Annotated in this window: 17 protein-coding genes; 7 read left to right on the forward strand and 10 right to left on the reverse strand. The window is 45.1% G+C overall.

Features of this window, described 5'->3' with window-relative positions; genetic code table 11:
* Positions 1–131 precede the first annotated feature (131 nt).
* On the reverse strand, positions 132–998 hold the full coding sequence (locus KQI32_RS01185; RefSeq protein ID WP_216423617.1) for a LysR family transcriptional regulator: 867 nt from the start codon (positions 996–998) through the stop codon (positions 132–134).
* A 146-nt stretch (positions 999–1144) separates the two neighbouring features.
* Between KQI32_RS01185 and KQI32_RS01190 the strand changes: the two genes are divergently transcribed.
* The 3 genes from KQI32_RS01190 (at position 1145) to abc-f (ending at position 6398) form a co-directional block, all read left to right on the forward strand.
* Positions 1145–2884 (forward strand): ABC transporter ATP-binding protein, encoded by a 1740-nt coding sequence (locus KQI32_RS01190; RefSeq protein WP_216423618.1) that lies wholly within the window; start codon positions 1145–1147, stop codon positions 2882–2884.
* Positions 2881–4629 carry an ABC transporter ATP-binding protein gene (locus KQI32_RS01195; protein ID WP_216423619.1) on the forward strand — a complete coding sequence of 583 codons (1749 nt, stop codon included), beginning with the start codon at positions 2881–2883 and terminating at the stop codon, positions 4627–4629. Before KQI32_RS01190 ends, KQI32_RS01195 begins: the two co-directional genes overlap by 4 nt.
* A 290-nt stretch (positions 4630–4919) precedes the next feature.
* Complete coding sequence (gene abc-f / locus KQI32_RS01200; RefSeq protein WP_216423620.1) at positions 4920–6398, forward strand: ribosomal protection-like ABC-F family protein; 1479 nt, start codon at positions 4920–4922, stop codon at positions 6396–6398.
* 123 nt (positions 6399–6521) lie between these two features.
* Here abc-f and KQI32_RS01205 read toward each other — a convergent pair whose 3' ends face one another.
* On the reverse strand, positions 6522–6755 hold the full coding sequence (locus tag KQI32_RS01205) for a helix-turn-helix domain-containing protein (RefSeq protein ID WP_177691694.1): 234 nt from the start codon (positions 6753–6755) through the stop codon (positions 6522–6524).
* A 91-nt stretch (positions 6756–6846) separates the two neighbouring features.
* Between KQI32_RS01205 and KQI32_RS01210 the strand changes: the two genes are divergently transcribed.
* A complete protein-coding gene (locus KQI32_RS01210; protein ID WP_216423621.1) occupies positions 6847–7074 on the forward strand; it encodes a helix-turn-helix domain-containing protein in 228 nt (75 codons plus the stop codon).
* 320 nt (positions 7075–7394) lie between these two features.
* On the opposite strand, the gene KQI32_RS01215 is transcribed toward KQI32_RS01210, so the two are convergent.
* The 6 genes from KQI32_RS01215 to KQI32_RS01240 form a co-directional block, all read right to left on the reverse strand.
* A complete protein-coding gene (locus tag KQI32_RS01215) occupies positions 7395–9116 on the reverse strand; it encodes an ABC transporter ATP-binding protein (protein ID WP_216423622.1) in 1722 nt (573 codons plus the stop codon).
* A 75-nt stretch (positions 9117–9191) separates the two neighbouring features.
* Positions 9192–9821, reverse strand: coding sequence for a uracil phosphoribosyltransferase (upp, locus tag KQI32_RS01220; RefSeq protein WP_177691697.1), 630 nt, complete (start codon positions 9819–9821; stop codon positions 9192–9194).
* A gap of 202 nt (positions 9822–10023) precedes the next feature.
* On the reverse strand, positions 10024–10458 hold the full coding sequence (gene rpiB / locus KQI32_RS01225; RefSeq protein ID WP_177691698.1) for a ribose 5-phosphate isomerase B: 435 nt from the start codon (positions 10456–10458) through the stop codon (positions 10024–10026).
* On the reverse strand, positions 10455–11156 hold the full coding sequence (gene tsaB, locus KQI32_RS01230; protein ID WP_216423623.1) for a tRNA (adenosine(37)-N6)-threonylcarbamoyltransferase complex dimerization subunit type 1 TsaB: 702 nt from the start codon (positions 11154–11156) through the stop codon (positions 10455–10457). Before tsaB ends, rpiB begins: the two co-directional genes overlap by 4 nt.
* Before the next feature lie 9 nt (positions 11157–11165).
* Positions 11166–11591 carry a tRNA (adenosine(37)-N6)-threonylcarbamoyltransferase complex ATPase subunit type 1 TsaE gene (gene tsaE / locus KQI32_RS01235; RefSeq protein WP_177691700.1) on the reverse strand — a complete coding sequence of 142 codons (426 nt, stop codon included), beginning with the start codon at positions 11589–11591 and terminating at the stop codon, positions 11166–11168.
* A complete protein-coding gene (locus tag KQI32_RS01240; RefSeq protein ID WP_216423624.1) occupies positions 11592–13262 on the reverse strand; it encodes a formate--tetrahydrofolate ligase in 1671 nt (556 codons plus the stop codon).
* 934 nt (positions 13263–14196) lie between these two features.
* On the opposite strand from KQI32_RS01240, the gene KQI32_RS01245 reads away from it, so the two are divergent.
* From KQI32_RS01245 to KQI32_RS01255, 3 genes are all read left to right on the forward strand, one after another.
* Positions 14197–14799 carry an accessory gene regulator ArgB-like protein gene (locus KQI32_RS01245; protein WP_216423625.1) on the forward strand — a complete coding sequence of 201 codons (603 nt, stop codon included), beginning with the start codon at positions 14197–14199 and terminating at the stop codon, positions 14797–14799.
* Between the two features lie 275 nt (positions 14800–15074).
* On the forward strand, positions 15075–15368 hold the full coding sequence (locus KQI32_RS01250; RefSeq protein WP_177691703.1) for a DUF6514 family protein: 294 nt from the start codon (positions 15075–15077) through the stop codon (positions 15366–15368).
* A gap of 75 nt (positions 15369–15443) precedes the next feature.
* Complete coding sequence (locus KQI32_RS01255) at positions 15444–15578, forward strand: cyclic lactone autoinducer peptide (protein ID WP_177691704.1); 135 nt, start codon at positions 15444–15446, stop codon at positions 15576–15578.
* A gap of 341 nt (positions 15579–15919) precedes the next feature.
* On the opposite strand, the gene KQI32_RS01260 is transcribed toward KQI32_RS01255, so the two are convergent.
* Together KQI32_RS01260 and spo0A are read right to left on the reverse strand one after the other, a co-directional pair.
* On the reverse strand, positions 15920–16603 hold the full coding sequence (locus tag KQI32_RS01260; protein WP_216423626.1) for a sensor histidine kinase: 684 nt from the start codon (positions 16601–16603) through the stop codon (positions 15920–15922).
* A gap of 986 nt (positions 16604–17589) precedes the next feature.
* On the reverse strand, positions 17590–18387 hold the full coding sequence (gene spo0A / locus KQI32_RS01265; RefSeq protein ID WP_177691706.1) for a sporulation transcription factor Spo0A: 798 nt from the start codon (positions 18385–18387) through the stop codon (positions 17590–17592).
* Between the last annotated feature and the right edge of the window lie 13 nt (positions 18388–18400).

Consider the following 18400-nt stretch of genomic DNA (forward strand, 5'->3'; position numbering starts at 1 on the left):
GGACATCTTGCCCACAGTTATAACCTTACTTCGATTTCTCTCGTTTCGCAAGATGGAAGCTTGTATCGCAACTTTGCGCACAGTGTGCGGAAAAGCATTTCATCTTGTTATAAAAATTCATAGAAAATACCTTATTCTTCGCCGAAGAAAAGCAAAAAGGACTGTGCAGCAGAGGAGAGATACTTTTGTTTTCTCCAGATCGCCCCGATTTTTGTGCACAGCTTCGGTTCATCAATCGCCTTACAAATCATATTTTCTCCACGGATAATCTTGGAGGCTGACATGGGTACCATCCCAATACCCAGCCCTTTATTCGCCCACATCAGTGTTGTCCTCGCATCATCATTTTTGCAGAACACTTCCGGTTCAAAGCCTTTCTCTATGCAGCAGGAATGAATCAGATTTTCAAAACGGCGGTATAATATAATCGGCTTTCTTTTCAGTTCTTCCAAACGTATCATCTCTTTATCAAACGAAAAGAAATGACTGTGATACACGGCCGCCATCGGTTCCTGTTCCAGATAAACCGAATCAAAGCCCTCCGCCAGAAAGGGGGTTCTCACAATGCCAACCTCTATGATTCCTGCGTGAAGCAGTTCAATCAGTTCATAGGTATTCCCTTCGTGAATTTCAAAACGTACATTGGGAAAACTGCGGTGAAATTTTGTCATACGTTCGTTCAGCAAAGCAGTTCCCGAGGAGGATATGGTGCCGAGGGACAAGGTGCTGTTTTGTTTGTTCTGTATGTCGCTGACCTCTTTTTTTGCCGTGTCTGCCAGCTCAAGAATATGATTTGCACGTTTGTATAAAATTCTTCCTGCATCCGTTAAAGTTACTTTCCGGGCGCCCCGATCCAGTAATCGAACCTGTAACTCTTCCTCCAACTGTTTCAACTGATGGCTTAAGGGCGGCTGCGCAATATGCAGTTTTTTTGCAGCGGAAGTAATATTCCCCTCCTCGACAATTGTGACAAAATAGGTGAGCTGTTTCAAATCCATTATTTCAACCTCCCATACTTTTTACATATAGAATATATATAAACGAAATATTTTTCATATGGTTTATTTTATGATACAATAGTTAAAAAAGATTTTCAAGTGAAAAAACGGCAGACTTTTTACAGAAATAAAAGGGGACAAGAACCATGTTTGAACTGGCAAAATATCTAAAGCATTTTAAAAAGGAAGTCATCCTGGGCCCGCTTTTCAAGCTGACAGAGGCAATCTTCGAGCTGATTGTACCGCTGATTATGGCAAAAATCATTGATATTGGGATAAAGAACAGCGATCTCTCCTATATCCTGCGGCAAGGCGGTATTTTAGTCCTGTTAGGCATTGTCGGCCTTACCTGTGCGCTTATCTGCCAGTACTTTGCCGCCAAAGCCTCCCAGGGCTTCGGAACGATGGTGCGCAACGATCTGTTTGCAAAAATCAATTCCTTTTCCCATACAGAGATAGACGCGGTCGGGACAGCTTCCATGATCAATCGAATCAACAATGATGTCAATCAGCTGCAGGTAGCGGTAGCAATGCTGATACGCCTTGTCGTGCGGGCGCCTTTTCTTATTATAGGGGCCACGGTAATGTCCATGTTTCTTGACCTGAGGCTCTCCCTTATTTTCTGGATCGCCGCCCCGCTAATCGCTGCAACCCTTTTTCTTGTAATGGGAAAATCGATTCCCTTTTACCGCGTGATTCAAAAAAAGCTGGATAAAATCTCCCTGATCACCCGCGAAAATCTGGAAGGCGTTCGGGTTATTCGGGCATTCTGCAAGCAGGACAGTGAAAAACACCGTTTCGCCGAAGCGGCGGAAGATGTGAGTGACTGTGCCGTACATGTTGCCAAAATTTCAGCCTTTCTGAATCCGGTTACTTACATCATTATGAACCTTGCCATCGTCGCAATTATATGGTTCGGCGGAATGCGGGTGAATTCCGGCGCACTGAGCCAGGGGCAGATCATCGCCTTTGTCAACTACATGACGCAGATCCTTCTGGCGTTGGTGGTTGTAGCAAATCTGGTGGTTATCTTCACCAAGGCTTCCGCCTCTGCGGCAAGAGTGAATGAAATTTTTCATATCCGTCCTTCCCTGGTTGAGACCCCCAAACCGCTTGCCGAAATAAAGCCTATACAGAGCCAGGCCTTGCTGGAATTTAAAAATGTTTCTTTCTCTTACTCCAACAACGGGGAGGATGCGCTTCAAAACATTTCCTTTCAGGTGTGGGAAGGGGAACGCATTGGAATCATCGGGGGAACCGGGTCGGGAAAATCCACTCTTGTTCAGTTGATTCCGCGTTTTTATGATGTCACACAGGGCGAAATTCTTCTGTATGGGATCAATATCAAAAAATATGCCTTTGGAGCACTGCGGCGTTTTATCGGGATGGTCCCCCAGAAAGCCGTTCTGTTTTCCGGCACCATTCGAGAAAACCTTTCCTGGGGAAACGAGACAATCACGGATAAGGAAATATCCGAGGCATTACAGACGGCACAGGCGAGTGAGTTTGTAGAGCAGATGGACCAAAAATACGATGCCGAAGTCCGGCAGGGCGGGAAAAACTTTTCCGGCGGACAGCGGCAGAGGCTCACCATCGCAAGAGCTCTGACTTCCCATCCGAAAATTCTCATTCTGGACGACAGCTCCAGCGCATTGGACTATGCAACCGAGGCGTCGCTCTCCAAAGCGCTCCGGGAAAATCAGCAGAATATGACGGTGATCACCGTATCCCAGAGGGCGCATTCCATTCAGGATTCCGACCGGATCATCGTTCTGGATGACGGCATCCCGGCAGGGATCGGAACCCACGAAAGTCTTCTAAAAACCTGTGAGGTTTATCGGGAAATTGTGCTGTCACAGCAGACGGAAAAGGAGGAGATCGCATGAATCAATCGGTATTAAAGCGGCTCCTTGCCTACACAAAGCCCTATATGGGGTATTTTGCCGGTTCTGTCATAAGCGCTGTGCTGAGCGTTGCGCTGACTCTTCTGGCTCCAGTCCTGATCGGAGACGCCATCGATTTCATCGTTGGGGCAGGTACGGTGGATTTTGAAAGCATTCTGCCGATTTTAGGGTGGCTGGCACTGTCTATTTTTCTGGCAGCACTCTTTCAATGGGTGCTGGCGCTGTGCAACAATACTCTGACGCAAAAAACAGTCAAAAGCATGCGGATCGCAGTGTTCAGCAAGCTGAACAGTGTCCCGCTCAAATATATAGATGCCCATGCCCACGGCGACCTGAACAGCCGTGTGATCAACGATATGGAACAGATAGGGGATGGCCTTTTGCAGGGCTTTACCCAGCTGTTTACCGGAGTCATCACCATTCTGGGCACGCTGATTTTTATGCTGTCTATCAATGTGACCATCGCGGTAACCGTTGTGATTCTGACGCCTATTTCCCTGTTTGTGGCCTCGTTTATCGCAAAGCGCTCCCATAATTCCTTCGCAAAACAATCAAAAACCAGGGGAGAAATCGGCGGATATGCCGAAGAGATGATCAGCAATCAAAAAGTTATCAAAGCTTTTTGCTACGAAAAGCGCTCTCAGGAAACATTTGAAGAGATCAACCACAGGCTTTACGAGTCCGGCGTGAAATCTCAGTTCTACTCTTCTATGACAAACCCATGCACCCGCTTTGTCAACGGCCTCGTCTATGCGGCTGTTGGGATTATCGGGGCAGTCAGCGCGCTGAGCGGACGGCTATCCATTGGACAGATATCCTGTTTTCTGACCTATGCAAACCAGTATACCAAGCCCTTTAACGAAATTTCCGGCGTGATCACCGAACTGCAGACAGCCTTCGCGTCTGCCCGCCGGATCTTTCAGGTGCTGGATGAGCCCTCCGAGTCCATTCGATCCGACGCACTGGAAGCAAAGGATTGCAAGGGAAAAGTCGATATGAAAAATGTCTCTTTCTCATACCAGCAAGGAGTGCCTTTGATTGAACATCTGAATCTGTCGGTTTCCGAGCATCAAAAGATTGCGATCGTGGGTCCCACCGGATGCGGGAAAACCACTGTCATCAACCTGCTGATGCGGTTCTATGATGTGAAGAAAGGAGAAATAGCGGTGGACGGTACCGACATCCGGAAATTATCCCGCAATTCCCTGAGAAGATTCTACGGAATGGTTTTACAGGAGACATGGCTGTTTCACGGTACTGTCCGGGAAAATATCGCTTACGGGAAACCGGACGCACCGGAGGAAGAAATCCTGGCTGCTTCAAAGGCCGCCTATGCGCACAGCTTTATCAAACGGCTGCCCCAAGGCTATGACACGGTGATCTCGGAGGACGGGGGAAACCTGTCCCAAGGACAGAAACAGCTTCTGTGTATCGCCCGGGTGATGCTGACCAAACCGCCCATGCTGATTCTGGACGAAGCGACAAGCAGCATTGATACGCGAACAGAGCTTCGGATTCAAAAAGCCTTTGAAAAAATGATGCAGGGCAGAACCAGCTTTATTGTAGCCCACAGGCTTTCCACCATTGTCAATGCAGACACCATTTTGGTCATGAATCAGGGGAAAATTATCGAACAGGGAAATCATCGGGAACTTTTGAAGAAAAATGGTTTCTATGCAAAGCTCTACAACAGCCAGTTTGCCGGACAGACGGAACCATCCGGTTGACAAAAATACAGACATATGCTAAGATAATTTCACGAAGGGCAGCAAAGAAAAGCGGTTCCCTTCCAATAGATGAGATCTGAGGTGAAAGGATGCGTAACTAATCTTGCCGAAATCAGGCGCAGAAGCAATAAGCGATTCAAATCGCTTGGTTTGCTGTGCCCTCTGCAAGAAAGTTATGTATGCTTTTTATAGTCAGCGGTATATTATTGTACGCTGCTTTACTGTATTTTAAGCTGCAGGAATAACTTTCCTGCAGCTTTTTCATTATTCTTTTGGAGGTGCATCATAGTATGTCACAGATCACAGTCAGCAATCTGACGTTCGCTTATGAAGGCAGCTACGACAATATATTTGAAGGGGTATCCTTCCGTCTCGACACAGACTGGAAACTCGGCTTTACCGGCCGCAACGGAAGAGGAAAAACCACGTTTCTGAACCTTTTGCTTGGGAAACTGGAATACCAGGGCAGGATATCTTCCTCTGTTGATTTTGATTATTTTCCGTTTCCGATTACAAATAAAACACAGCCGGCGATAGAGATTGCCCGAACGCTCAATCCCGCTCTGGAAGACTGGGAACTGCAGAGAGAAGCCTCTGTTTTAGGAGTGGAGGAAGAAGCCCTGTCCCGCCCCTTTGGGACTCTTTCCAACGGGGAACAGACGAAAGTGCTGTTAGCTATCCTATTTTTGAAACAGAACCATTTTCTGCTTATAGACGAACCTACGAATCATTTAGATTCCGAAGCAAGAAAAGCAGTGAGCGCCTATTTAAAATCAAAAAAAGGATTTATTTTGGTGTCCCATGACAGAACCTTTTTGGACGGCTGTATTGACCATATTTTATCCATCAACAAAACCAATATTGAGGTGCAAAAAGGGAATTTTTTCACTTGGTACGCAAACAAACAGCTGCAGGATCAATTTGAACAGGCGGAGAATGAAAAGCTGAAAAACGAAATCAAACGATTGTATCAAGCATCAAAACGAACGGCCGTCTGGTCCGATCAGCTTGAGAAAACGAAAAAAGGAACACGCAGCAGCGGCCTCCGCCCGGATAGAGGCTATATCGGACACAAATCCGCGAAAATGATGAAACGATCCAAGGTTTTGGAACACAGGCAGCGTTCCCATATTGAGGAAAAGACTAAGCTGCTCAAAAACATAGAAAGCGCGGACGATCTAAAAATCTCTCCACTGAATTATTCCAAAGACAAATTATTGTGTTTAAACAATATCTCCATTTGTTACGGAGAAAAAACGGTTTGCCGCGACATCTCTTTCACGGTAAGCCAAGGAGACCGAATTGTCCTTCAAGGAAAAAATGGATGCGGAAAAACCAGTATTCTAAAGCTGATTCAGGGAGAAAACATTGCATATATCGGGGACCTTCAAAAGGGAAGCAATTTAAAGATATCCTATGTTTCTCAGCAAACTTCCCACCTAAGCGGAAGCCTGTCCGGTTACGCCGAACAATACGGTGTTGATGAAAGTCAACTGAAAACCATTCTGCGAAAGCTGGATTTCTCCAGAATCCAGCTCGAAAAGAACATGGAAACCTTCAGTGAAGGACAGAAGAAGAAAGTCCTGATCGCCCGCAGCCTGTGCGAAAAAGCCCATCTCTACATCTGGGATGAGCCTTTGAACTTTATTGACGTCCTCTCCCGCATTCAGATAGAAAATCTGCTGCTTTCAAGTGATCTTACCCTTCTGTTCGTGGAGCACGATAAATTGTTTGCAGAACATGTAGCAACCAAATTTCTCTCTTTTTAAGCCTTGCCGTTTCGGTGTACGGATAAATCTAATTTTCATACGAAAAGAAACCCCTGCCCTATAAGATACAGAGGGCAGGGGCTCATTTCGGATGTCATAAATTAAGCTTTGACTGTATTTCTTTCATTTCAGGTTCATTTTAAATAATTCAGCCAAGGAAACCTCTAAATATTTTGCCGCAAGAAAGATGGAAGAAACGCCCAGTCTCTTCGTCGGTATCCCGCTTTCAAGCAACCGCAATGACTTTTCTGAAATATGCAATTTCTTTGAAAAATCAGACACAGGAATTTTCTTTTCTTCTCTAAGCCTTTTTATATTCTGTCCCAAAATCTTAAACTCATCTTTTTTATTACTCATAAAATCACCTCAAAAATATTATATAGCCACATATGGCTAATGTCAATAGTTTCACATGTGATTAGTGATAATATGATAAAGAGGTGATAAAATGAACATAGTTCTAAAATTAAAAGATTTGCGAGAAGATCACGATCTAACCCAAAAAGATGTTGCTGTAGTAATTGGAACCACTCCACAGTATTATCAGAAATATGAAAAAGGAATTAGACCTCTCCCTATTGAGAGATTATGTTTGTTAGCTGATTTTTATCATACATCAACCGATTATTTGCTAGGTCGCACAAATATAAAAGAACCTTATTCATCTCAGAAATAAAAACAATTGGCTATGTCACAATAAGTGGTTGATTATGAAAAACAATGTCATCCCAAGCCTTCTACTTGAGAAAACACTAATTGCTTAAGGTTCCCAACGATCAATCCTCCCGTCAGCCTTCGGCTGCCCCCCTCCTTTACACAAGGAGAGCTTCTTGCGCGGCTCCCTTGTGCAAAGGGAGCTGTCACGAAGTGACTGAGGGATTGTGAAAAGCAATGAAATCATCATTTATTTGAGAAAAAGCCCGACAAGAAAATTCGCTTAAGTTAACAAAAGCAACTTATACTTGTGACAGAGCCAAACAATTAAACACTGTTCTTTTATTGATTCGCCATAACCAGCTTTCGATAAGGTCCGTCTATCCGCAGCAATTCCTCATGCTTCCCAATCTGTTCAATGCCGTTCTCGGAGAGCACCACGATCCGGTCCGCGTTTTTGATGGTAGAAAGGCGATGGGCGATGATAATGGTGGTTCGGTCTCGGCTGACCTTTTCGATCGCCTCCTGAATCAGCCGCTCCGTCGCCGTATCCACCGCGGCGGTAGCCTCGTCAAGAATCAGGATTTTCCGGTTGCGAAGAATCGCTCTCGCGATGGAAAGCCTTTGCTTCTGCCCGCCGGATAATTTTGTACCCCGCTCACCGATCACTGTGTCATAACCGTTCTCCATTTTGTCGATAAATTCATCCGCATTAGCGATTTTTGCCGCCTGCATGACCGCTTCTCTGGAAGCCTCCTTGCAGCCGTAAGCAATGTTTTCAAGAACCGTACCATTGAACAGGAATACATCCTGCAAAACAATACTAATATTATCCCGCAGGGATTTCAGGGTGATATCCCGCAGATCCTTTCCATCCAGCAGAATTCTTCCGCCGTCCGGATCATAAAAGCGTGTAATCAGATTCACAAAGGTCGTTTTTCCTACTCCCGTGGGTCCAACAAGAGCGATCGTCTCCCCACTTTTGATCCTCAGATTGATATCGCACAGTACCCGAGTCTTTTCCTCATAGGAGAAATCCACATGCTCAAATGTAATCTCACCGCTTACATCCCGAATTGGAAAGGCTCCTTTTCGATCCTGTACCTCGGAATGAGTGTCCAGTACCTCAAAAATCCGGTCGGCGGCCGTCAGCGCATTCTGCATATCCTCCACAATCCTGCCAAGCGTCAGCATCGGCTGGTAAAATAGGGAGGAATACATCATAAAGGCCACGATATCCGAAGCCATCAGCTTGCCCTGAAAGGCCAGAATTCCGCCTGCGACCACGATAACAACACTTCCGAGGTTGTTTACAAACGAGATAAACGGCTGGAATACAGCGCTCTTTTTCAATGCTCCAAGTAGATATTTCACATGTTCCTTTGATTTTTGATCGACATTCGCTCTTTCTTCCCTTTGCTGATTAAAAACCTGGATCTCTTTTATGCCAGAGAGATTATCCTGCAAAACAGCGTTTAACTCCCCCATCTTTACATGCCCGAAACGGAACAAGGGTCTCACCTTTGTGGAATAAATCCAAACCACAAGGGCGGTCAGCGGAAGTGTGAGCAGTGTCAATGCGGCCAGCAACGGATTGATGGAAAACAGAATGACAGCTGCCCCCGCAAAAATAAAAAGATTGACAATGGTGTCAGGAAGCGCATGTCCAATCAGCACCTCAATATTGCTGCTGTCCGCTGTGATCCGGCTCATCAACTGCCCTACCTGCTTATCCTGGAAATAGGACATGGAAAGATACTGAATATGGTCATAGAGTTTAATCCTCAGGTCGCTGATACAATTCCATGCGGCATAATGGGAATAATAACTTTTGAAGTAGGTGCATAAGGATTGCAGGAAATAAACTCCAAGCAGAATTCCGCCCAAGGTAATCGCCTGTTTTGGTAAATCTGGGGACCCGGTTTCAATCAGAGCAACCAGCTTTCTTGTGATCAGAGGAAAATAGAGCTGTGCTGCTGTCAACATCAGCATGGCGAAAAAGGTGATTGCCAGATATCTGTAATACCCTTTCATTTCTTTTAAAATTTTTCGTAACGTATCCATAAGAGATTGCCTTTCTGCAAGAAAGAGGCTGTATCACGGCGATACAGCCTCTTTCCCAAGCATTGTAACTACACTTTATTTCGTACCAAAAATACGGTCACCCGCATCCCCCAGACCGGGAACAATGTATTTGTGGTCGTTCAGCTTTTCGTCCACCGCGCCAATATAGATATCCACATCGGGATGCTCCTTCTGGAGTACTTCGATCCCCTCCGGTGCACCGATCAGGCACATCAGCTTGATATTCACAGCGCCTCGTTCCTTTAAGAAAGAGATAGCCGCACTGGCGGAACCGCCGGTTGCAAGCATGGGATCCAGAACAATAACCTCGCGTTTTTCAATGTCCTTTGGCAGTTTACAATAATACTCCACCGGTTTAAAGGTTTCCGGGTCGCGGTACAGGCCGATATGTCCAACCCGTGCAGAGGGAATCAGGGACAGCATTCCATCAACCATTCCCAAGCCAGCACGCAGAATCGGAATCAGCGCCAAGCGTTTTCCTGCAATCACCTTGGTCTTGGTGGTACAGATTGGGGTTTCTATTTCGACTTCTTTCATGGGAAGCTCTCTGGTCGCTTCATAACACATCAGCATTGCGATTTCTTTAACCAACTCGCGGAACTCTTTACTTCCTGTTTTTGTATCCCGGATCAAAGACAGCTTGTGAATGATCAGGGGATGATCCATTACATGCAACGTACTCATATCAAACTCCATTCCGCCGTTGTGCCGCGGCGTTCTTTTTTTGTTTTTCCCCTTCCCGCATGCACATTTGCGGGAAAACGGCTTGTCCCATTTAAGGATTGGGGAGTTGAACCCAATCCTTCAAGACAGACATCGAAAAAGTCTGAATATTCTTCAGACTTTTTCCTTTTTTCGTACTTTTAACATACTTATTATAATTATTTTACTCCAGACCGTGAATTTTGTCAACTCTCTGTTGATGTCTTCCCCCATCAAAATCTGCGGAGAGAAATGCATCCGTCACTGATTTTGCAACCTCTACCCCCATCACACGCTCGCCCAGGCAAAGAATGTTGGCATCGTTGTGATGGCGGCAGATCCTTCCGCAGTATTCATTGGTGCACAGGGCGGCGCGGACACCTTTTATTTTATTGGCGGCGATGGAGATCCCAATCCCTGTGCCGCAGATCAAAATGCCGAAGTCACTTTTTTTATCGACAACATTGCGGGCAACCACCTGTGCGATATCCGGATAGTCCACGCTCTCGGTGCCATAGGTACCGAAATCCTCGACCTCAACACCCTGTGCCAGTAAGTGATTTTTAATTGCTTCCTTCATGTGTACACCGCCGTGATCGGCGCCGATTGCTATCTTCATTGTACTGTTTCTCCTCTCATTTTTTCCGCCCGCTCCCGTTCTGCCTGAGAGACTCTAAGGTAGCTGGGCTCCACCTGATAATAGGGGAGAGACGCCCCGTCCCGAAACGCCTTTATCCCTACTCTTGCTAAGGATGCAGCGTTTTGATACCGAAACTGTTCCGGCTGAAAAAGAGCGTTTTCTCCGAGTTCCTTTTGAATCGTTTCCCGGTGAACGTCTACGCCGTCACCCAGAAACAGGGTTTTTCTGCCGTTTAAAAATGCCAGCAGTTCCGCAAGCGGAATGGCACAGTCGTTCCGAATCTTTTCTCCGTTCCCGTAAACCGCACAGTACACCTGCGACCGGCGTGCATCCAATATGGGACATACCAGTGTCTGATCCTGCACGAAACAATTCTCCGCCAGAGAGTCCAGTGTTGAGACGACGACAACCGGTTTATTACCCGCATGCGCCAGCGCTTTGACCGTGGCAATCCCTATCCGCAGCCCGGTGAAGGAGCCCGGCCCTTTGGCGACAACAAACAGGTCGATCTCCGCCATGTCCCACAGCGCTGTTTTCAGCATGTGGTCGATCATAGGGAGCAATTTTTCCGAATGGGTACGCTTATGATTCATGGAAAACTGCGCAATTGTTTTTTCATCCTCGGCAATGGCAACGGATGCTGTCATGCCGGAGGTATCGACTGCAAGAATTTTCATGTTTTCTCCTTAGAGGATGATAATTTTTCTTTCCTCATCCTCTTCCGCCTTTTTGATTTGAATGTAGAGCACATTAGGGTACTCTTCCAAAATGCCACGAGCATAGGTACCCCACTCTATAATGGATATGGCGCCGCTGTCCAGGTATTCTGTGAATCCAATGTCATAGAGCTCCTCTTCATCCCCGATGCGGTACACATCGAAATGAAACACTTTTCCGCCCCGGCCGGTATACTCATTGACCAGTGTGTAAGTGGGGCTGTTTACCACATCCTTCACGCCCAAGCCGTCACAGAGGCCCTTGGTGAAAATGGTTTTGCCCGCGCCCAGATCGCCGTCCAGCGAAATGATGTCTCCCGCTTTCAGTCCTTCCGCAAATGATTTTGCAAACGCATAGGTTTCCCTTTCGCTATGTGTTACTATTTCCCGTTTCATCTAAAACAACCCGTCAATGCTTCCATCCGGCAGAATATCAACCTTCTCCGCGGCAGGAATTTTCGGGAGACCGGGCATGGTGAGAATTTTTCCGGTCAGAACGGTGATAAAGCCCGCGCCCCGGTTCACATACAGATCCCGCACGGTCAGAGTGAAGCCCTCCGGCCTTGCCAGCAGGGCTGGATTATCCGAAAGGGAATACTGGTTTTTTGCCATGCACACCGGCATACTGCCGAAGCCATCCCGCGTGAACTCCTCTAGCTTTTTGAGCGCCTGCGGCTCATAATAAACATCCTTACCGCCATATATCTCTCTGACAACGGTTTCTATTTTTTCGCGGATGGGAAGCTCATCCCCATACAGCACGTGAAAATCGGAGGTATCCTTATCCAGAATATCCACGATGGTCCGAGCCAACTTCACTCCGCCCTCGCCGCCTTTGGCGAACATCTGAGACAGCTCGCACTTCGTATGCAGGGAAGCGCAGTATTCCTCCACAAAGGCGATCTCCTTATCGGTATCCGTAGCGAATTGGTTGATGGCAACCACCGGCTCCAATCCATATTTGCGGATATTTTCAATATGCTTTCCAAGATTGGGGATTCCCTTTTTCAAAGCATCCAGATTTTCCGCCGCCAGCTCGGTTTTCTTCACACCGCCGTTATATTTCAACGCCTTAATCGTGGCGACAATCACCACCAAAGACGGCTTTAAGCCGCCAAACCGGCATTTAATGTCCAGAAATTTTTCCGCACCCAGATCCGCGCCGAAGCCAGCCTCCGTAATGGTATAGTCCGCCAGCTTCAGGGCTGTTTTTGTCGCAATCAGACTGTTACAGCCATGAGCGATATTCGCAAAGGGACCGCCGTGCATAATGCAGGGCGTATTTTCCAGAGTCTGTACCAGATTCGGCTTCACGGCATCCTTCAAAAGCACCGCCATGGCACCTTCCGCTTTCAAATCCCGCGCCGTGACCATTTCACCGCTGTAACTGTAACCAACTATGATGTCGCCCAGCCTTTTTTTCAGATCTTCCAGATCACTGCACAGGCAGAGTATGGCCATGACCTCGCAGGCTACGGTTATCATGAAGCTATCCTGCCTCACGACGCCGTCCGCCTTTGCGCCAAGCCCAATGACAACACTGCGCAGAGCGCGGTCATTGATATCCAGCACACGTTTTATGGTTATCCTTTTCGGATCGATGCCCAGCGTATTTCCCTGATGTATATGATTGTCCACCATTGCGCAGAGCAGGTTATTCGCCGCCGTGATGGCATGCATATCACCTGTGAAATGCAGATTGATGTCCTCCATAGGAACCACCTGCGCATAGCCGCCGCCCGCCGCTCCGCCTTTTACGCCAAAGGTTGGTCCAAGAGAGGGTTCCCGAAGGGCAATCACTGCATTTTTGCCAATTTTCGCAAACGATTCCCCCAGCCCTACCGTTATGGTTGTCTTTCCCTCCCCTGCCGGAGTTGGATTGATGGCGGTCACCAGTATCAGTTTGCCGTCTTTCTTTTCTTTTCTCTCCTCCAGGATATCCAGGGACAGCTTGGCCTTGTATTTTCCATAGTGCTCCAGTTTGTCGTCTCCGATTCCCATTTTTTCAGCTATCTGGGAAATTGACAGCATTTTTGCGCTCTGTGCAATTTTGATATCTGACTGCATACAAAGACTCCTTTTTATCTTAAATTGATTGTTATCTTTTTGTGAACAAAGCCCCTGACGGGCAGATAATATCCGGCCCCTACAAAGGGCAGAAAACCGCGGATTGAATTCCATCCATGTCATCTGTCCGCTGTACAAGGACAGGCAAAGCTGGAAGGGCAAAACCGAGCTTTTCTTTTCAAATTTATCAAAGCCCTCTGTCATGGGCGTCCCAACCGTTTAAAATTTGTTTTTCCATATTTTATTCTCTACAGTCTTTTGCTTGACCCCAAAGAAATTCTCTAAATAGTATATCACAAAAGGACATTGAAATAAAGTAAATTTGCCAAATTTTCTTGCTGGAAACGCTTTTTCAACAGACGTTTGTCGATTTTTTCGACATGAATTTTATTAAGCCTTGATTTGTTACAGAGTCCATTTACAAGAATATCAGAGTTTTTCCTATGCTAAATTTAAAATCCAAAGGAAATAAGGTTAAAAACCATATAGCATCCACAAATCTTTCTGAATTTTCTATTCTCACGGCATTTTTTCTTTTTTTCTCTTGATTTTAGTGTCGAAATTGTTCTGTTTTTTTGGGTTGCTTTGTATTGGACAAGCCTGTTATAATGAATTCACGAGACAAGACAAAATCACAAAGATTTCTCAGCGCACCAATAGCTTAACACTTTGTATCCCCTTTGTGGGGGTGCCAACCGCATGCCGATTTTACCGGCATGCCGGAGGCGGCATAGCCGTCCCCTTCTTCTCCGGAAGAAGGCTTTCCTATGATACCCCAACCTTTCTCTTTTGTAGGGGAGGGTCTTCGGACCCTCCTGTACACATAGCAGAGTCAAGGGGAAAGCCAGGCCAAAAAAATATTTTCTGCACATTGTGTGTAAAAGTTCTCATTGAAATCTTGTTATAAAATCAAATTGAAGTTAGGAGTTTCAAAATGTTTCATAAAATGGCCTTAAGTATTTCAGAAGCTATGAAGCAAAATAATCAAAACCTCAGCAAGGAGAAAGCGGAAGAAATTACATACGGTCTGGAGATTCTCCTTTATGAAATTTTTCTCTTCGGTGCTGCATTCCTGTCGGCTTTGCCCTTCGGGTTATTTTTCAACATGCTGTCGGCTGTAATAGGTTATGCTTGTATACGTGGCTTTGCCAGCGGCGCTCATGCCAGAACAAGAGCTATCTGCTTCATTTCCTACTTTATTATGTTATACATCAGTGTGCTCGTGCCTGTTTTTCTTTTGAAATCATACTCTTTCCAATTGATGATGTTGCTTTTCTGCATTGATATGATCCTTTTGCTGAAATACGCACCAGGAGACACGATGGAAAATCCCATGACGGATGAAAAGAAGGTCAAGCAAAAAAAGGTCTTATCCTGCCTCTCGCTGACCGCTATTTTTATTGTATCATTCTTCTTGGGCGATACTATACCGCTTTACGCCAACAGTCTGCTTTTGGCCGCGTCCTTTGGATGTGTTATGACGACTCCCCTTATGTACCAGTTGTTAGGCTGCAAGCGTAAGCTTTCCACTTTATAACCTCGCTGTAGGTTCTCCATTTCTAAAGTGGCGGGTATCTTATTTAAAGAGCAAGCGGCGAGCATAATCTTGCGCTTCGCTCGGTTGAAACGCCATTAAGATAATTTTGCTACGCAAAAGTGTTCAATGAAATCTTGTTATGACCTCGCCAAAATGTCTCCGCTTTTTAGCGGTGGGGAATTCACTTAATATTTTCGGACGAGGCACAAGTTCCCGCCGAACATACTGACAATAGCGGGAAAATCCCTTATTGAAACTGAAAGGAGTTTTTTGGAATGATTACCAAAGAGTTGATGTACGAATTACAGCTGGAGGATCAAAAAAAGGAAGCCTTTCAAATGCGCTATTACCTTGTCACCTGCCTCCGGCAGGACTTATACTTCCGCTCGCAGATAAGCTACGGCGTCCAGCTGGAGAAGCAGTGCGAACAAGGAACGGAAGAAATGTTGCTCCCCTGCGTCTCCCTGAAAAAGGAACGTGCTTCCTCCATTTTGGACGCTCTTTACAAAAACCACGTCACAATCGTGGATTCCGATATGATTGTGGAGGATATCATCGATCTTTATTAAAAGCATCATGCTTTAATGAGATATACACGCAACTTACTAACAACAACTATACTTTTGTCTAAGGAGGTGAACTGAATGAAAAGAATGTTAATGCTGAGCTTAAGTGTTATCGCAGGATTAAGCCTTTTTATCGCACAAATCACAACAGTCGGCGCTTGCCCTCCTTTTGCGGTTTATCAGCCCGAAGTACCCGCTTCCTTAAAGAAATAATCTGATTTACATAAAGCCGGATGCAAATCCGGCTTTTTGCTTGCCCTCAAAAGAAGAAGCCTATATACGGTTTTAAGATGACAAAAAAGCCTCGGAACGCAAATATGTGTCCCGAGGCTTCTACTCATTAACCGAGAAACTCTCCCCTACGATTGCCACAGAATTGCTTTATTCGGAGTGATGCTCTTGCGGATTGCAGCATCTGCTCTGTATGTAGGCACAGTCACTTTTTCCCATCACAGTGCTGCTTCCCCTACTTATTACACGCTTTCTCTGCCACGGGCATCGCCCGCAAACGATCCTCTCGATTAGAGAAGACTTTCTGTCTTTCCAGGCAGAGACTACACTTTCAATGGTTCCATCCTCTTCACATGGGCCAATTCAATGGACAGAATTTGCACAAAGGTTTTCCCAACCCTCCTTGTCTCCAAAGACAATCGATTATTGGTATTCACAATATGATTTACCTCATACAGGCCGATCCCACTATGCCCTTCTTTGCTGGAAAAGCCCCGCTGCACGATCTTCTCACGATCAATTTCCCCCTCATAGGTATTGCTTATACTGATCTTCTGCACATTTTCTTCAACAGAAAATTTGACATCTATCTTTCTGTCCCGGGATTCCGCCGCAGCTTCCAGCGCATTGTCCATCAAGATGCCGAATATCCTGTCTATCTTGGGCAGAGCCAAGGCATTGGTGTTGACCGTCCCCAGCACGGAAAGATTCATCTCGATGTTCTTCGCCTCCGCAATCACGATCTTGGAAAGAAAAACACCATAAAAAGCAGGAGCGTTTTTGAAATGGGAGTCCACAATCGGTGTGGTTTTACAGATGGAATACTCTGCCTGGGCAATCTTTATCTGCTCTTTTAACCCATTCCAGTCTTCCAGATAGACACAGCCGTTGATCGACTGAATAAAATTGGGGAAATCATGCTTGAATTCCCTGAGTTTCTGCAAAGAAATTTCCATAGATTGACCAGTCATTTTTAAGACTTCAACCTCTTTTTCCCGTATTGCCAATTGATTTTGCTTTCTGATATTATAGAGACTATAAAAAATAATCACGAACGCAGAAAAAAAGTTAAAAATAATCATAAAGGCCGAAACTGTATTATGACTATAATCAAAATATAGAATATTCGGAACAACTAGCATCATTGTCAAAATTATTTGTATAATAACAGTATAACTTTTTATATCATAAAATTCTATTTTATATTCTTTGTTTTTCTTTTTAAAAGCATAAACTATCATATTCAGCATAAATAGAAATAAAACTGTAGCAAATCGTAATATTACAATCCCAAAAGAAGCAGTCTCAGCTAATTGCCCCACTGATGCGTTAATCTTTAATAAATTCATGCCTATCATGGCAATAAATTCACAAATCATTGACACAACTAAATGTGAAAAAGTATAAAGAAAAGTTTGAATGGTATTACTCTTTATAATGAATCGATAGCCTATAAACATAGCGGCCATTGTAATGCCAAAAGAAGTCAGTAAAGTATTTTTCACAGGCACAAACATAGGAATTAGATTTACAACTGTCATAAATAACACTGAGACAGCAAGTCTTCCTACAGATACATCCGCACGATTGTTAACCATCAAAACTAAATTGACTGACAAAAATATAATGACAAAAGTGAAGGCTGCCAAAACTGCATCCAGAATAAAACCCTCCATAAAAATCCCTCCAAATCTAAGAATATTTTAATATTTTTCCCCTTATAAGTCAATAAAAAAGTTTTTATTACAGAAAAATACAATTCTCCGAGTTGTGAGCTCGCCGCCTATGTCCCTGCTTAACCGCTGTATTCGGGAGAAAAATAAGATGACAATCCCATCCCCGCGCCATCTTACAGATGAACTTGTTCGCAGCGAGCAGAGCCCTCACAGGTAAAACCTGAATATGCGAAAAAATAACTTTCGACTTTGCATTGGCAGTGTCGAAAGTTATTTTTTTCGCATATATCTGAAAAAATATCTTTCAAAGAACAAACTTAGTGTAATTTCGAAAGATTCTGCATCCGCAGTTTATCCGCGATCATTGCAATAAATTCAGAATTTGTCGGTTTCCCACGGTTGCTTTTCACCGTGTATCCAAAAATGCTGTTCAGAGTTTCCGTATCTCCTCTGTCCCAAGCGACCTCGATCGCATGGCGGATTGCCCTTTCCACTCTGGTCGCCGTTGTGTTAAACTGCTTGGCAACCATCGGATAGAGTTCTTTTGTGACGGAGTTAATAATATCAATATTCAGAAACACTTCCCGGATGGCATGTCTCAAATACTGATATCCCTTAATATGAGCGGGAATCCCAATCTTATGGATAACATTGGTGATCTTCTGCTCGATCAGTTCCTCCGAATTCTTTTCCGTATGTACAGGTATAGAAGGTGCCGGCGTCCCGCCCGTTTGGGGTGCTGACACGATTCCTTTGGCGACATCCATGATATACTCATTGGAACATGGCTTTGCAAGGAAATAATCCGCCCCCATTTCAATCACTTTGCTTATAATCTTCTCTAAAGTAACTGCAGAAACGATAATCACGTTCATATGGTTCAGCAAATTATAGCTGCGCAATCGGTCTAAAACCCATAGCCCATCAGCAAAAGGCATGATAATGTCCAGAAGCAGGAGATCCGGTTTGAGCTTTTCCACCAGTTCCGGAACATTTCTTCCATCTTCTGCGACTCCAACGACTTCAAAAGAGCCGTCCTCCTCCAAATCTCTATATAAGAGATCGGTGTACTTTTTATTGTCATCGACAATGAGGACTTTAATCTTATGATCCATCTGTTCGTGCACT

The sequence above is a fragment of the Acetivibrio sp. MSJd-27 genome (assembly GCF_018918095.1).
Taxonomy (GTDB): domain Bacteria; phylum Bacillota; class Clostridia; order UMGS1840; family HGM11507; genus HGM11507.

Bases quoted from the DNA above. Each gene is read 5' to 3' on its own strand.
- KQI32_RS01255 (WP_177691704.1), top strand. From the start codon at position 15,444: ATGAAAAGAATGTTAATGCTGAGCTTAAGTGTTATCGCAGGATTAAGC.
- tsaB (WP_216423623.1), bottom strand. From the start codon at position 11,156: ATGAAAATTCTTGCAGTCGATACCTCCGGCATGACAGCATCCGTTGCC.
- KQI32_RS01250 (WP_177691703.1), top strand. From the start codon at position 15,075: ATGATTACCAAAGAGTTGATGTACGAATTACAGCTGGAGGATCAAAAA.
- KQI32_RS01205 (WP_177691694.1), bottom strand. From the start codon at position 6,755: ATGAGTAATAAAAAAGATGAGTTTAAGATTTTGGGACAGAATATAAAA.
- abc-f (WP_216423620.1), top strand. From the start codon at position 4,920: ATGTCACAGATCACAGTCAGCAATCTGACGTTCGCTTATGAAGGCAGC.
- rpiB (WP_177691698.1), bottom strand. From the start codon at position 10,458: ATGAAGATAGCAATCGGCGCCGATCACGGCGGTGTACACATGAAGGAA.
- KQI32_RS01190 (WP_216423618.1), top strand. From the start codon at position 1,145: ATGTTTGAACTGGCAAAATATCTAAAGCATTTTAAAAAGGAAGTCATC.
- spo0A (WP_177691706.1), bottom strand. From the start codon at position 18,387: ATGGATCATAAGATTAAAGTCCTCATTGTCGATGACAATAAAAAGTAC.
- KQI32_RS01240 (WP_216423624.1), bottom strand. From the start codon at position 13,262: ATGCAGTCAGATATCAAAATTGCACAGAGCGCAAAAATGCTGTCAATT.
- KQI32_RS01195 (WP_216423619.1), top strand. From the start codon at position 2,881: ATGAATCAATCGGTATTAAAGCGGCTCCTTGCCTACACAAAGCCCTAT.
- KQI32_RS01215 (WP_216423622.1), bottom strand. From the start codon at position 9,116: ATGGATACGTTACGAAAAATTTTAAAAGAAATGAAAGGGTATTACAGA.
- tsaE (WP_177691700.1), bottom strand. From the start codon at position 11,591: ATGAAACGGGAAATAGTAACACATAGCGAAAGGGAAACCTATGCGTTT.
- KQI32_RS01245 (WP_216423625.1), top strand. From the start codon at position 14,197: ATGTTTCATAAAATGGCCTTAAGTATTTCAGAAGCTATGAAGCAAAAT.
- KQI32_RS01210 (WP_216423621.1), top strand. From the start codon at position 6,847: ATGAACATAGTTCTAAAATTAAAAGATTTGCGAGAAGATCACGATCTA.
- KQI32_RS01185 (WP_216423617.1), bottom strand. From the start codon at position 998: ATGGATTTGAAACAGCTCACCTATTTTGTCACAATTGTCGAGGAGGGG.
- upp (WP_177691697.1), bottom strand. From the start codon at position 9,821: ATGAGTACGTTGCATGTAATGGATCATCCCCTGATCATTCACAAGCTG.